The organism is Microbacterium sp. ACRRU (assembly GCF_022346945.1).
Taxonomy (GTDB): Bacteria; Actinomycetota; Actinomycetes; order Actinomycetales; family Microbacteriaceae; genus Microbacterium; species Microbacterium mcarthurae.
This window is the reverse complement of sequence record NZ_JAKRNI010000028.1, coordinates 24907-38709: the sequence shown is the minus strand read 5'-3', so window position 1 is coordinate 38709 and position 13803 is coordinate 24907. Positions and strand designations below refer to the sequence as shown.

13 protein-coding genes are annotated in these 13803 nt (G+C 64.4%); 10 read left to right on the top strand and 3 right to left on the bottom strand.

The features are described 5' to 3' along the window. Positions 1-363: 363 nt before the first annotated feature. Positions 364-2925, bottom strand: a complete 2562-nt coding sequence (locus MHY30_RS12145; RefSeq protein WP_239277156.1) for a DEAD/DEAH box helicase — start codon at positions 2923-2925, stop codon at positions 364-366. Beyond that, positions 2922-5060 (bottom strand): site-specific DNA-methyltransferase, encoded by a 2139-nt coding sequence (locus tag MHY30_RS12140; RefSeq protein ID WP_239277155.1) that lies wholly within the window; start codon positions 5058-5060, stop codon positions 2922-2924. The genes MHY30_RS12145 and MHY30_RS12140 overlap by 4 nt, the downstream gene beginning before the upstream one ends. A 394-nt stretch (positions 5061-5454) precedes the next feature. Here MHY30_RS12140 and MHY30_RS12135 point away from each other — a divergent pair, with 394 nt between their 5' ends. Continuing rightward, positions 5455-5658 carry a hypothetical protein gene (locus MHY30_RS12135; RefSeq protein ID WP_239277154.1) on the top strand — a complete coding sequence of 68 codons (204 nt, stop codon included), beginning with the start codon at positions 5455-5457 and terminating at the stop codon, positions 5656-5658. Positions 5659-5791: 133 nt separating this feature from the next. Here MHY30_RS12135 and MHY30_RS12130 read toward each other — a convergent pair whose 3' ends face one another. Further along, positions 5792-6496 (bottom strand): TetR/AcrR family transcriptional regulator C-terminal domain-containing protein, encoded by a 705-nt coding sequence (locus MHY30_RS12130; RefSeq protein ID WP_239277153.1) that lies wholly within the window; start codon positions 6494-6496, stop codon positions 5792-5794. A gap of 385 nt (positions 6497-6881) precedes the next feature. Here MHY30_RS12130 and MHY30_RS12125 point away from each other — a divergent pair, with 385 nt between their 5' ends. The 9 genes from MHY30_RS12125 (at position 6882) to MHY30_RS12085 (ending at position 13799) form a co-directional block, all read left to right on the top strand. Continuing rightward, positions 6882-7400, top strand: a complete 519-nt coding sequence (locus tag MHY30_RS12125; protein WP_308192659.1) for a hypothetical protein — start codon at positions 6882-6884, stop codon at positions 7398-7400. Between the two features lie 59 nt (positions 7401-7459). After that, the gene (locus MHY30_RS12120; protein WP_239277152.1) at positions 7460-8251 is read left to right on the top strand and encodes a DUF2382 domain-containing protein; all 792 of its coding nucleotides are present in this window, start codon (positions 7460-7462) and stop codon (positions 8249-8251) included. A gap of 151 nt (positions 8252-8402) precedes the next feature. Next, a complete protein-coding gene (locus MHY30_RS12115) occupies positions 8403-9179 on the top strand; it encodes a hypothetical protein (protein ID WP_138173525.1) in 777 nt (258 codons plus the stop codon). A 182-nt stretch (positions 9180-9361) separates the two neighbouring features. Beyond that, a complete protein-coding gene (locus MHY30_RS12110) occupies positions 9362-9742 on the top strand; it encodes a DUF2382 domain-containing protein (RefSeq protein ID WP_138173523.1) in 381 nt (126 codons plus the stop codon). 145 nt (positions 9743-9887) lie between these two features. Continuing rightward, entirely contained in the window at positions 9888-10097 is a 210-nt protein-coding gene (locus MHY30_RS12105) for a hypothetical protein (RefSeq protein WP_138173521.1), read from the top strand. Positions 10098-10304: 207 nt separating this feature from the next. Further along, positions 10305-10901, top strand: a complete 597-nt coding sequence (locus tag MHY30_RS12100; RefSeq protein WP_239277151.1) for a recombinase family protein — start codon at positions 10305-10307, stop codon at positions 10899-10901. 6 nt (positions 10902-10907) lie between these two features. Continuing rightward, positions 10908-12290 carry a Mu transposase C-terminal domain-containing protein gene (locus MHY30_RS12095; RefSeq protein ID WP_239277150.1) on the top strand — a complete coding sequence of 461 codons (1383 nt, stop codon included), beginning with the start codon at positions 10908-10910 and terminating at the stop codon, positions 12288-12290. Beyond that, positions 12290-13099 carry an AAA family ATPase gene (locus MHY30_RS12090; RefSeq protein ID WP_239277149.1) on the top strand — a complete coding sequence of 270 codons (810 nt, stop codon included), beginning with the start codon at positions 12290-12292 and terminating at the stop codon, positions 13097-13099. The genes MHY30_RS12095 and MHY30_RS12090 overlap by 1 nt, the downstream gene beginning before the upstream one ends. A gap of 133 nt (positions 13100-13232) precedes the next feature. Further along, complete coding sequence (locus MHY30_RS12085) at positions 13233-13799, top strand: recombinase family protein (RefSeq protein WP_239277148.1); 567 nt, start codon at positions 13233-13235, stop codon at positions 13797-13799. Positions 13800-13803: the final 4 nt, after the last annotated feature.

Genomic DNA, 13803 nt, shown 5'->3' with positions numbered 1-13803 from the left:
ACCGGTCACCGTCGGCATCAACGGCTCCATCACGGCCCACACCTCGTCAGAGATCTCCTGTCGCGTCACCGTTCAAGACTCACCCACCGAGGAACGAAACCTCTTGATCAACACGCCCTAGTCTACCGAATGACGCGAAACGGTTCAACGCAATTTCGCGTCATTATGGGTTTCGGGCCGGGTTTTTGCGTCGACCCGACCCGCGTGTTTCCGGCACCTCTGTGAAGAGCGTCGCTCGATGTCGTCCTTCTCGCGGCTCTTCGTGTCGGTGACCCATCCCAGTAGAGATTGTTCATCCAACGGACAGTGGCGCGGGAAGAGCGCAAGAATCCGATCAGCCACTGTGGGGCCCCGCGCGGTCGTCTACTGGTAGTCGGCGCTGTGCGCGCGATAGAGCTCGTCGGCGTCAACTGCCGAAAGAGTCGCGGTCCGTACTGCATTGAGGGTGAAGTCAAGGACGCGAAGCTTGCCATCCACAGTCGAAATGGTTTCGGCACGGTGCAGGCTCGCCCCGTACTCCTCAACGTACTGCGCCATGCCACGGAGCTTGGACAAAGCGTCGGGGAGCCAGTGTCCATGCGGATCGATAAGGTTCACCTTCACCGCCCCCTGTTGTTCCGCGAAAAACAGGAAATCCGGTCGCAGAGTACGCCAGGCGCCGTACCGGTCGGTGTAGGCAATACCAAGAGCTTCGCGGCCACGTGTGGGGTTGCGATACCAGCCAACTGTGTCTGGACGAGCGAGTTCGCGGTCGAGAACGTCGATCTCGAACGGGCTGAGGGAACCAACTGGGAAAAGATGCTCGCCGTCAGCGAGGAGATGTCGGCTGCGCCGTTCAATCGGCATGTCGCCATTGGGGGTGCGCCGCTTGGTTTCCTCCCATCGGTTCACAGGCCGGGCGATCGGGATGTGTTGCGGGGAGGAGCTCATGGACGTGATGTCGGCGTACACGTGCTGTCGAGCTTCAGGGAGGGTTTTGATCTGCACGCGATACTGACTCAACCACGCAGACACGAGCGTGTCCGCCTCCGCCTCAAGGGCGGGTCGGACGGGGGCGAGGGAGCCGAGCGCGGCCACGCGGATCGACGCATCGCGGAGGTCGTCGTCATCGGCGTCGTCCTCGGGCGCTAGTCGGTTGACGTAGGTGCGGGCAAGGTCCGGCGAGATGACGCGAGCGCCCTGGGCATACGCATCCTCGATAGCGCGATCGTCGGCTACTTCCGTGAAGGTTGAGTCGATCTGCATGCCGTACTGGGCGACCGCGCGCACGCTGCCACCACGGACGGTAAGGATTTCGGTAGTCGCCTTGGCGAGATCGGACGCGTACCGGGCGGCGAGGCCATCGAGAACGCTGTGGAGCTCGTGGTGCGCTTCGTCGCCGGCGCCCTGGCGGAGCTTGTCCGCGGCGAGGGCGTGCGCCAGCGCGGTGAGCCGTTTCATGGGGTTAGCGTTCCTCCGCGGCAGAGTCTGCGACGGTAGTGCCTCCAACGCCTCCCACACGGACGTTGGCAGGTTGCTGTTAGGTAGCATCAGCGCGGGGTCGACGAGGACCCGCTTGCCGTCACCGTCGATACCGGTGTCAGCGCCGCCGGTAATTTGCTCGAGTACCTGCGTGGCGGTCTTACGATCGAAGCGGGGCAGGATGCACTCCACACTATTGAGGACGTCGTTGCCCTCGATGCGGCGGGCGAGCGGCGTACGGATCATACGTCCGAGCAGCTGTGTGATGTGCGTGGCGTCTTGTGCAGGGCGGAAGGAGACCAGGACCTCAGCGCGCGGACAGTCCCACCCTGTCGAGATGGCGTCCTTAGCGAGGAGAACCCGGATGTGTCGGGCGTCCTGAACGCGCTCCGGTGGGATGTACGACACCGTATATGGGCCGTAGCGTTCGTTCGTGTGGTCGCCAAAGACGTTGGCGATTGCGTCGCCGCGGAGTTCCGGCCACTCATCGAAGATGACATCGAGCGCCTGCTTCATTGTGTCCGGATCAGGCTTGTTCGGCACCTGGAGCACCATCAACGGCACTACCGGCTCCTCGGCGCGCTGCTGCGCAGAATACTCCGCCCACGCGGCGGAGATCGTTTTGATCTTCCGCGTCCCCCGGCGCAGCAGCACGGTACTGAAATCGCCCGTCTCGGACGGGAAGTCGACCACGATGTCGTCCTTCAGCAGGCCTGACTGCTGAATGCGTACCGGATCGACGGCAATGGTGGCGAGCTGGATGCGGTTATCTGCGACTTCGGCGGTGAGCATCGCTTCCTCGAACCGCTGCACGGTCGCTGAGATGCCCCATACGACGGGCATTGGTGGAACGCTGCCGTGTCCGTTAATGAGGCGCCGCACGATGCTCGGCTTATCGGCAGAGGATCGGCGGTTCATGCCGCGATGGGCCTCGTCGAGAACCATGTAGAGCGTGATGTCTGGGTTGTCGATCGTCTCGCTGATTGTGTCCCAGATCGTGAACGGGATCGCATCGGGGCTGCCAATGCCGTCGAGCTGGTTGCTGTCGTCACGGGTACGGGTCAGAAGGCCGTTCTTCGCCAGCTTCGAGGTATTGAGGAAGTACACGTGGCCTGGCTGCAGCTGTCGATAGCGGAACGGGTGCTCCACGGTGACTAGGCGGCTGCGGAGTTTGTCGGAGGCTTCCTCAAGACGGAATCGTGTCTGGGCATTGAGGGAGGGGTCATCGCTGAACCACAGGACTGTCGCGGACGGGTCGGCGGCGAAGTCGGCGTCGTCATTGCCGAAGAACAGCGACTCGATGACCGCAGCGGCCATGACCGTCTTGCCGGCACCCGTGGTTGCGGCGAGGGCGAGGCTGGAAACCCGGGAGTTGGCGCTGTGGAAGACCTCGCGTGCGGTGCTGAGGTTGTTGAGGACCTCCGCGACGGCGTCGGACTGGTAGTCCTTGAGGGTGTATCTCATGAGGAAATTCCGTTGTTGATTTTGAAGTCCTGCAGGTAGGACGAGTACAGCCTGATCGGGATGACGTCCCCGAGCGCGTCGCACACCATCTGGTAGCGGCGATCGTCGTCGGTGATGATGTACGCCAGTCGTGCGGATGGCATAGCGCTCATCGCGTCGAGGAAGTCGCTGGTCATGTCGAGATCGCGAAGCACCCCGTAAGACTCGGCCACGTCCCACCCATTGGGCAGCGCGCTGATGCGTCGACCCGTCGCACCGGCGCGGAGCCAGAGCAGGGGGGCGAGTGCGCCGAAAGCACGGTGCTGGCTAACGCGCCATACCGACTCGTACGTGAGGGTGAAGAACTCAGCGTTTTCCGCGAAACCGTCCGCAATTGGGAACTGCTCACCAAAGCGGTAGGAACCGCCAATCGGATCGTTAGCGGGCGTGCGACCCGTGATTGCTGCTCGGATTCGCGGCTTGGTGATGTAGTCACAGATCCCTAGCGCTTCCCACTCCGCATCCCCGGGCCGGTACCCCTGACGGCGCAGTGCCCGCTCCTCGTCCGCTGCGACTTCGTTGTTCGTTACGAGGATGCTCTGTCGGCGGCCGTTGTCGCGGCGGTTCAGCCGCATGACGGCGTGCGCGGTGGTACCGGAGCCAGCAAAGAAGTCGATGACAATCGCTTCAGGGTTGTCACCGACGAAGAGCCGAAGCGCGTCCTCAACTGCATAGAGACTTTTTGGGAAAGGAAACTTTCGGTCCGGTAGGAATGCCGCCAGGAGGGTGGAGCCGTACTCGGAGGCGTTGTGCGACGGGTTGCGCCATTGAGTGAAGGGCACTTGCGCCCGCGAGACGGTGGTAACGCGAGTCGCGAGGATGGAACCATCCGGTGCCGTGCCTGTAATTTCGAACTTCTCCGACTGCACGTCCGCCCATGCACCGTCAGGAAGATAGTTGATGACGTAGCCGTAGGCGGTCGGTCGCCCGGTACGTACACGGCCCTGCTCGAGGCGGGCGGCGAGTTCCTCAGGGCCAATCTGCCAGCGGCCCTCGGATCCATTTCGGCGGAGTGGCAACACAGGCACTAGGTCGCCGCGGTGCGGAGCTTCGTGCTCTCCTGGCGGCAGCGCGCTGCCGATCTCGGTGATCCGTAGAGTCTTGGGATCGACGTAGATCGGGTAGAACAAGCCGGGTCGGTCCGCACGGGAGGAACTGGATCCGCGCCGCATCATCGACGTCCAATCCGGATCGCCACCTGGCACAGGCGTTTCGTCCTCGACATCGATAGTGAGTTCTGATGCGAAATCTATGCGCGCTGGCGCTGCGGAGCCGCGCATGACGAAGAAAAGATACTCGTCCGACCTGCGGAACGCGTCGACGCGGGAGACACCCTTCGGGTTGATGACGGTGGACACCATCTGGATGCGCTCACCGGGGAAAACCTGCTCGAGCAGCAGCCCGAGTCGGAGATACTCCTTCTCGTCGATCGACACGATCAGGACTGATTGGTCCGGGTTGAGTAGCTCTTTCGCAAACTTCAGCCGGCGTTCCATGAATGCCAGCCACTTGCTGTGCCGGTAGAGGTCGTCACCCTCGACGTAGTCGTTGTTGTACTTCCAGTCCCTCGCACCCGTGTTGTAGGGCGGGTCGATATAGATCGCATCGACGCCGCCGCGGTGCGTATACGTCAACGCCTCGAGGACGTGGAAGTTCTCGCCGTTGATGACAGTGTGGAAGGGCTTGTTACCACCATTTTCAACCGATCCGGTAGAGCGCAGACCGGGATAGATGCTGTCGCGGAACTCCGCGACGAGCACAAGCTCGTCCACGGCCACCTGAACTGTCTCCGGCTCTTGGCTCCGGGCAAGAGCCAGGATCGCCTGCCGGCTTCCCGTCGGATCCCGCTGGATGTCCTGCACGACCCACAGGCGTCGATCAGTGGGCGCGTCCTTGCCCCGCTCAGGCAGAATGCGAACTTTGCTGCCCACGCGGATAGAAACCCCCGGCAGCTCGACGGCCTCCGGTTGATGCTTCTCGAAATTCAGCCCGAACGGTAGGCGCTCCTGCAGGGGCGACACCTCACGTTCAAGATCGGCGCCCAGCTGCGGATCGAACTGCTTGACCGTGTGGATGAGATCCGAAAGCCGCGACACCGTGTCCCCTGAGCCCCTGTGATGATGCCGCCTCGAACGATGCAAGCAAGGACGACACTACCTAAGCCCGAAAGTAGCCTCGCGCCGGTATCGGCTGTGGCCATAGCGGCACAATTTGTGAGCTTTGGCGCTCCTCCGCGGCGTTCTGTGATCGCTTTATGTCGGCTGATTGGAGAGAGAAGTGTCCTGCGATGAAGGAAGTCGCTTCTACGGCGGGTTGACCGCGGCCGCCGTCCAAAGGCTTACGCCTCTGGCGATGGAGCGCGCCACGTCTTCACTCCGGTGACGTCGAGTGCAGCGCTTTGATCAGCGCCGCCTTATTGAGGCGGTAGTACTGGGGATTTTCTGCGCCTTGGCGCGCTCACGCAGCTCGGCCAGTGTCGACTCAGTGGGCATGTTCGAGGTCGACATGCGCGACGGCAGCGGCTACCGCAGCTTCTGGATCCACTCCGGCATCCCGTTACAGTTCCTGTTCTTCGCCACCCAGTACCCACCCATCAACCGGGCCTGGGTGGAGGCGATGTTGACCGCGGCGAGCGGACCCCACGGCCTCACCCTGCTGCCGGAACCACCGGCCGAACAGCCTCCGCCTGCCTGAACATCGCCTCAACGCGGCTTGGCGTTCCAGCGGGGCTCGCCGGAACGGCGGGGACCTCATTGCACGGGTGCGGGGAGGACCGTCAGGTCTCGGAGCCCCCCTGACGACATGCTGCCTGGCCCGGGACCACTGGTTACTGTGACAGTTCGCGGTCGAGCCGGTCCAGGAGCACTTCGAGGGACACTTCGAATTCTTCTTGGCTGCGGTCCTGACTGAGCAGGGGACGCAGCCGCACCACTTCATCGGCGTTGTCCAGCGAGATGCTGCCGTCGTGTTGCGGGATGCTCGCGTCCCCTTCGTCCAGCGGTTCCTCCACCGGGCCCGTCTGAGCCCCACGGACCGCGGATTCCAGAAGGAGTTGTCCGAGCAGGAAGCTGCTGAAGGACCGGTAGGCGCCGACGGCCTGCGCGTCGGTGAACCCTTGGCCGATCAGGGCGGTCAGGAACGTGTTGACGACCTCGACGCTGCGCAGCGGAGGGCGCAGCCAGGGCGCCGCCGGGTGCCGGGTGGCCACCAGGGGGAAGGCCATGGGGTGGTCCATCGCGATCCGGCGGACCTCGTGGGCAACGGTCTGCAAGAAGGCCTGCCAATGCGCCCCGGTCTCTTTCTCGAGCGCGGATGTCAGGTCGCTCATCAGCAGCGCGACCACCGCCTCAAGGAGGTCCTCCTTGCCATGCACGTGCCGATACAGCGACATCGCTTCGGTATCCAGTCGGTGCGCCAGGGTCCGCATCGACAAGCCCTGCGCGCCCGATTCGTCGATCATCTCCAGCGCGTTCTTCACGATCAGCTCGCGGCTGAGTCCTTTGGGCGACGATCCCGCCGCGCTTTTACTCACAAAGCACCTCCATGTCAATCCTCGCCTCACGGTCGCCGCAGGCCGCTTACGGTGTACGCAGGGCGCGGACCCTCCGGAACCCGGCCAGCCGGAACTAGGTGCGAAGAGACGTTCGCACCTAGTTCACACGCATCACAAATGAATCACAACGTCAGCGACGCGCGGTCCTTCCCGGCGTCGTGATCCTCGACAAGGCAGCGTCCGCGTCATCTCGCATGGGCCGCGGAACGAGAAGTGAGAAGAGCTCATGTCAGATAACCGCACGAACGACTCTTACTACCGGCGGGACACGACGTCCCCGTCCGCGACTGCCGCTCATGCGGTCGGTGGCGGGGGCAGCACCCGTGAGGAGGTGCTGGAGAGGGAAAAGGAACAGTTCGGGGGGATGAAGTTCGGTTCCGCGTTCTTCGGCTGGCTGACCGCCACCGGCACCGCCGTCCTCCTCACCGCGCTGCTGGCTGCGACCGGCACCGCCGTCGGATTGGGCAACCAGGTCGACCCGGGCGAGGCCGCCGATGCCGCAGCGGAGAACGCGGCCACGATCGGCATCATCGGCGGGATCGTGATTGCCCTGATCCTGCTGATCGCGTATTTCTGCGGCGGATATGTCGCCGGGCGGATGGCACGTTTCGACGGCGTCAAGCAGGGAATCGCGGTGTGGCTGTGGGCCATCATCATCGCCGTGGTGCTGGCGATCATCACCGCCGTCGCCGGTGCCCAGTTCAACGTGCTCGGCAACCTGAACAGCTTCCCCCGCATCCCCATCGGCGAGGGCGATCTCACCGCGGGCAGCATCATCACCGCCATCGTCGCGGCGCTGATCGCGCTCGGCGGTGCGATCCTCGGCGGCCTCGCCGGGATGCGCTACCACCGCCGTGTCGATAGGGCCGGCCTCGGCCGCTGACCCACCACACCCTGAGCTCCCGGGCGCCCGTATCGGGAAGAAAGAAGAGAACCATCACCATGATTGACACCACCAACATCAACGACCTGATCGGCGCCGACGTGTACGGCTCCGACGACGAGAAGATCGGCTCGGTCGGCCAGGTATATGTCGACGCCGAAGCACAGACCCCGACGTGGGTCACCATCAAGACCGGCCTGTTCGGCACCTCGGAAACCTTCGCCCCGCTGGACGACGCGTCTTTCGATGGTTACCAGGTCCGTGTCGCATACCCGAAAGATACGGTCAAGGACGCCCCGCGAATTGACAGCGACGGGGAGATCAGCCGCGAAGAAGAAGACGCGCTATACACCTACTACGGCAACGGCACCGCCGCCCCTGACGCGGCACTGTATGACCAGGACACCGACCGGGGCAACGCCGCTCCCCGTGACACGGAGGGCTACGACACCTCCGGTCCCACCACCGGCGATGCGATGACCCGGTCTGAGGAGCAGCTGCACGTCGGAACAGAGAAGGTCGAGACCGGCCGAGCCCGGCTGCGCAAGCACATCGTCACCGAGCAGGTCACCAAGACCGTCCCGGTCAGCCACGAAGAGATCACCGTCACCCGCGAACCCATCACCGACGCCAACCTCGGCGACGCGATGACCGGCGGGGAGCTCACCTCGGAGGAGCACGAAGTGGTCCTCACCGGGGAGCGAGTCGTCACCAGCAAGGAAACCGTCCCGGTCGAGCGCGTCAGACTCGGCACCGAGACGGTCACCGACCAGCAGCAGGTCACCGAAGACGTGTCTCACGAAGAGATCGAGCTGATCGACCCCGACGCGGACAGCACCCCTTCGAAGTAGACCCCCCCTGTCGTGCCGGTCAGTTCAGAGCGGGCTCCTGGCCGGCACGACTTCACCCACCCCTGACCCCGCCGCAACAATCGCAATTCCGTTGACACCCTCGAGCCCACTCGGTGTGCGTCACCAATCCCTCTGAAAGAGAGTCACCACTATGAATATCCCTGTCATCCTGCAGGACGCGTTGGCCGCGGTCATCACGTTCGTCCCGCTCGCCCTGTTGTTCCTGCTGATCCTGATCGTCGGCCTCATCGTCGCGAAGCTCATCTCCAAGGGGCTGGAGAAGCTCCTCGAAAAGGTCGGCTTCGACCGTCTTGTCGAACGCGGCGGAATCAAGAAGGCACTGGCCAAGTCGAAACTGGACGCGTCCGACATCGTCGGGAAGATCGTCTACTACACGCTCGTGCTGTTCGTGCTGCAGTTCGCGTTCGGTGTGTTCGGACCCAACCCGGTCAGCGACCTGCTGGAAGGCATCATCGGGTTCCTGCCGAAGATCATCGTCGCGATCATCATCATCGTGATCGCCGCCGCCATCGCCGCCGGCGCGAAGGGGCTCATCCAGAACACCCTGGGCGGGCTGTCGTACGGGAAGATCCTCGCCAACATCGTCGCGATCTTCATCCTGTTCCTCGGTGTCACCGCCGCGCTGAACCAGATCGAGGTCGCCACGACCGTCACCACCCCGATCCTCATCGCCGTGCTCGCGATCATCGCCGGTGTGATCATCGTCGGCGCCGGTGGTGGACTGATCAAGCCCATGCAGCAGCGTTGGGAAGCGATGCTGACCAAGGCCGAAGAAGAGGCGCCGAAGATCCAGCAGGAAGCCAAGAACGCGCCCAGCGTTACGGAGCAGGCCAAGCAGGCGAAGGACCAGGTCCAGAACGCCACCCGCACCCAGCCGCAGCGTCCCACGCTGCCGCCCCGGGTCTGATCGCCCCGGAACACCGCGTGGTGCTGGTCCCGCTCCCTGGCGGGGCCAGCACCACCCCTCTCTGACAGGAAACCACCCATGCACAAGCTGATCCGCTTACTTCCGATCCTTCTTCCCCTGGCGCTGAAGCTGTTCCGATCGCGGCCGGGTGGTCGCCAGGTCGGCCCGCCCGCACCGCGGCGATGACCCCGACCGACGATCCGGAACTGGTGCGACACGAGGAACACCTTCACGTCAGCACCGAAACAGTCCCCGTCGAGGCGATCCGAATCGAGAAGGTCATCGTCACCGAAACGCGCACGTTCACCGCAGACGTGCGCCGCGAGGAACTCCGCATCACCCGCGCACCCATCACCGGCCAGAACAGTCGGAGCTCGGTATCGTCGAACGCACCGACGCTACCGATCGTGATCGTCTTGCGCGAAGAACAGCTGACCGTCACCACCCGCATCGTTCCGGTCGAGAAGATCACCGTGAACGTCGCCAACGTCATTAGCGAACAGCACGTCAGCGAACCCATCCGACATGAACACGTCGACGTCGTCGAACACCGCCTTCCATGACCGCGGCGTGGGCTAGTGCCGCCGGCCATCAGTCGTCAGCTCCGCCCGGAGACCCGCGGAATCACCATGTCCGGGTGAGGTTCTACGAAGGTTGCAGGCAAGCATGGAACATCACCGGCTGGCACGGACGGGCGCGGGAGGCGAAATGAGTGCGCGCATCTACCAGGTCATGGTTCGTGGCCGGATGAGCCCCGCGCTGACGGACTCGTTCACTGCGTTTGAGATCGACACCGACACGGACGGACTGACACGACTGATTGGCGACGTGCCCGACCAGTCGCACCTCCTGGGGCTGCTTACCGCCTTGAACGACCTCCACATCGAGATCGTCTCCGTCAACCCCGTAGCCCGCTGACACCAAGACCTGCGCTGACAAACACCACCGCCCGCCGGACCCCATCGGTGTCTCGAATATGTACAGCTTTGCGAGACGCCCCGCCCCGCGGTCGTTTGGCGCCCAGCAGGTCCGGGATCTCGGGGCATCTATTGCCTCAGAAAGACGTCTTGCCGTGTTTTGTCTCAGGAGGGGACGCGGGAGGTGTTTCCGAGTCAGAATGAGACCGTGAGACTTCTGGGATACACGCGTGTGAGTACGTCGAGTCAGGACGCGCAGTTGCAGCTCGACGCGCTCGTCGCCGCCGGGGTGCAGAAGCGCGACGTCTTCGCGGACGTCACCTCGGGGAGCAAGACCGCGATCGAGCGGACCGGGATGAAGAAGCTCCTCGAGTACGCCGAGGACGGCGACACCGTCGTCGTCTGGCGAGTCGACCGGCTCGGCCGCTCCCTGATCGACGTGCTGAACACGGTGAACCTGCTGCGCGAGCGCGGGGTGCAGGTCCGGTCGATCTCGGACGGCATCGATCCATCGACGTCGACGGGCCGGCTGATGCTGAACATGCTCGCCACGCTCGCGGAGTACGAGCGGGAACTCATCGTGGAACGGGTCAACGCTGGCATCGCGGCCGCCCGGGCGAACGGGACCCGGTTCGGTCGGCCTCTTTCGGATCCGGTCGTGATCGCGGACAAGCTCGCGATCGCCGCAGATGCGCGAGCGCGCGGGCGTACCGCTGAGGACGCTGCTCGTCTCGTCGGGTGGAGTCGCGCGACGCTCTACCGCCACCAGCATGCCCACACGGCCCGCGAGAGTGCAGCGACGTAGCGACCGATGGACGGCCTCGAGCGGTGGCGGATCCTTCGACTTCACGTCGAAGATCAGGTCCCACTCGCGGCCCTCGCCCGCGACAGTGGCATCGGCACACGGACGCTGCAGCGCTGGCATCAGCTCTACAAGCGAGACGGGCTCGCCGGGCTCGACGACACTACGAGGACAGACAAGGGCGGCCGGCGCACTGACCCGGCGACCGTCGCCGCCATCGAGCGGCTCGCTCTGACTCGGCCTCGCCCGTCGATCGCGACGCTGCATCGCCTAACCGCCGAGGAGTGCCTGTGCGACGGCAGGCCGGCGCCCAGCTACGCCACCGTCCGGCAGATCGTGCGGGCGATCGACCCAGCGCTCGTCACCCTCGCGTTGGAGGGCCCCGCTTCCTACCGCGACCGGCACGAGTTGGTGTTCCGCCGCCGCGCGGAACGGCCCAACCAGATCTGGCAGGCCGACCACACCGAACTCGACGTCCTCATCGTCGGCGCGAATGGGAAGCCCGATCGCCCCTGGCTGACGACCGTGATGGATGATCACTCCCGCGCGATTTGCGGCTACATGGTCTTCACTGGAGCGCCTTCGTCGCTGAACACCGCCCTCGCGCTGCGGCAGGCGATCTGGCGGAAGACCGACCCGGCGTGGGCGATGTGCGGAATCCCCGACGTGCTGCACGTCGATCACGGGTCCGACTTCACCAGCCACCACCTCGAACGCACCGCCGTCGAGCTGCACCTCCGGCTCATCTTCTCGACCGTCGGCCGACCCCAAGGGCGCGGCAAGATCGAGCGGTTCTTCGGCACCATCAACACCGAGGTCCTCCCAACCCTCCCCGGCCACCTCGGCCCCGGGAACCGCACCCCGCAGCCCGTGCTCGATCTCCCGAGCGTGGACAGGGCGATCGGTGCCTTCATCACCACCTACAACCAGCGCACCCATCAGGAACTCGGCATCTCCCCGCGCGACGCGTGGGTCGCGGACGGCTGGATGCCCCGCATGCCCGACACACTCGACCAACTCGACGGCCTGCTGCTGACCGTGCCCACGCATCGCACCGTTCAGCGAGACGGGATCCACTTTCAGGGCCAGCGCTACCTCGCGCCCACCCTCGCCCCGTTCGTCGGACACACCGTCACCATCCGCTACGACCCCCGCGACGTCTCCGAGATCCGCGTATACGACCACGACACCTTCATCTGTGTCGCCGTCGACGAAGCCCACCCCAACATCCGCCTCAGCCTCCGCGACATCGAAGCCGCCCGTCGCGCCCGCCGCCACGAACTCCGCCGTACCCTCAACGACCGCATCCCCACCTCCGCCCACCGCGAAGAATCCCACCTCGCGGACCTCACCCCGCGCAAGAAACGACTCCGCACCTACGAGGAGGAGTGATGACTCAGAGCTTCATCGTCACTAAGGAACACCGCCGCTTCACCGAGTTCGCGAACGCGGTGAAGAAGGAGCGCACCATCGGCATCTGCCACGGTGATGCCGGAGTCGGAAAGACCAACTCCGCCCGCCGCTACGCCAACTGGGACACCCTCGAGCCGTACATCACCGCGTGGGGCCCGCGCGGCGAGGACGACGCGAAACACAACGCGCTCGCGCATCGCTCGCGCACGGTCTTCTACACACCCGAGGTGCTGCCGCGACCCAAAGACCTCATGCGCGACATCAGCAAGTGGCAGGTCAAGGTCGGCATCTGCATCGACGAGCACCTGCGCACAATTGGGAAGGTTGTCGGCGTGCACAACGGTGACACCACTCGGCGGGTCGAGATGCTTATCGTCGACGAAGCCGAGCGGCTCACGCCCACCGCGCTCGAGCTGCTCCGCGACGAACACGACCGCACCCACCTCGCGATGATCCTGATTGGCATGCCCGGTATCGACCAGCGCTTCCGCCACTACCCCCAGCTCTACAGCCGCCTCGGCTTCTCCCACCGCTACCGCGCCCTCGGCCGCGACGAACTCCTCTTCGTCCTCGATCGACACTGGAAACACCTCGGACGCACCCTCAACCCCGACGACTTCACCGACGCCCAAGCCATCGCCGCCATCGAACGCATCACCCGAGGCAACTTCCGCCTCCTCGAACGACTCTTCCCTCAAATCAGCCGCGTGCTCAAGATCAACGAGCTCGAAACGATCACCGACGACGTTGTGGAGGCTGCCGCCAGCGTCCTCATCCTTGGGAGCTAACCAGCGACACCGAGCGTCCGCAGAACGCCGCCACCGAGCAAGCAACTCCACAGAGCTGCTTCCGCGAGTCGTGTCTCACAACCCGTGTCCGCAAACTATGTAACGAAGCCGGCGTTCGCGTTACGCTGAGGACATGGCCACGATCGGATACGCCCGCGTCTCGACGCGCGAGCAGAATTCCGACGGTCAGACCGACGCGCTCGAAGCGGCCGGTTGCGACAAGATCTTCGTCGAGCACGCCTCCGGCACTCTGGCGAAGCGACCCGCGCTGACCGATGCTCTCGGTTACCTGAGGGAAGGGGACTCCCTCGTCGTGACGAAGCTCGACCGGCTTGGCCGATCCATGCGCAACCTCAAGCAGATCGCCGACGAGTTACAACAGCGTGGAGTGGGCCTTCGGGCGCTGTCCCAGGGCATCGATACGACCACACCGGGCGGGAGGTTGTTCTTCCATATGCTCGCCGCGATCGCCGAGTTCGAGCATGACCTGATTGTGGAACGGACGCACGATGGCCTTGCGGCGGCGCGAGCTCGGGGACGTAAGGGCGGCCCGAAGTTCAAGATGACGCCGACGAAGATCCGACAGGCCCGCGCGATGTACGACGAGGGTGCGCACACCGTGCAGGAGATCGCCGACACCTTCGGGGTATCCCGGCCGACGATCTACCGGCACCTGGCCGATCACGTCGAGCGGGCCTGACGAG

Bases quoted from the DNA above. Each gene is read 5' to 3' on its own strand.
- MHY30_RS12145 (WP_239277156.1), bottom strand. From the start codon at position 2,925: ATGAGATACACCCTCAAGGACTACCAGTCCGACGCCGTCGCGGAGGTC.
- MHY30_RS12135 (WP_239277154.1), top strand. From the start codon at position 5,455: ATGTTCGAGGTCGACATGCGCGACGGCAGCGGCTACCGCAGCTTCTGG.
- MHY30_RS12125 (WP_308192659.1), top strand. From the start codon at position 6,882: ATGAAGTTCGGTTCCGCGTTCTTCGGCTGGCTGACCGCCACCGGCACC.
- MHY30_RS12120 (WP_239277152.1), top strand. From the start codon at position 7,460: ATGATTGACACCACCAACATCAACGACCTGATCGGCGCCGACGTGTAC.
- MHY30_RS12115 (WP_138173525.1), top strand. From the start codon at position 8,403: ATGAATATCCCTGTCATCCTGCAGGACGCGTTGGCCGCGGTCATCACG.
- MHY30_RS12110 (WP_138173523.1), top strand. From the start codon at position 9,362: ATGACCCCGACCGACGATCCGGAACTGGTGCGACACGAGGAACACCTT.
- MHY30_RS12105 (WP_138173521.1), top strand. From the start codon at position 9,888: ATGAGTGCGCGCATCTACCAGGTCATGGTTCGTGGCCGGATGAGCCCC.
- MHY30_RS12095 (WP_239277150.1), top strand. From the start codon at position 10,908: ATGGACGGCCTCGAGCGGTGGCGGATCCTTCGACTTCACGTCGAAGAT.
- MHY30_RS12090 (WP_239277149.1), top strand. From the start codon at position 12,290: ATGACTCAGAGCTTCATCGTCACTAAGGAACACCGCCGCTTCACCGAG.
- MHY30_RS12085 (WP_239277148.1), top strand. From the start codon at position 13,233: ATGGCCACGATCGGATACGCCCGCGTCTCGACGCGCGAGCAGAATTCC.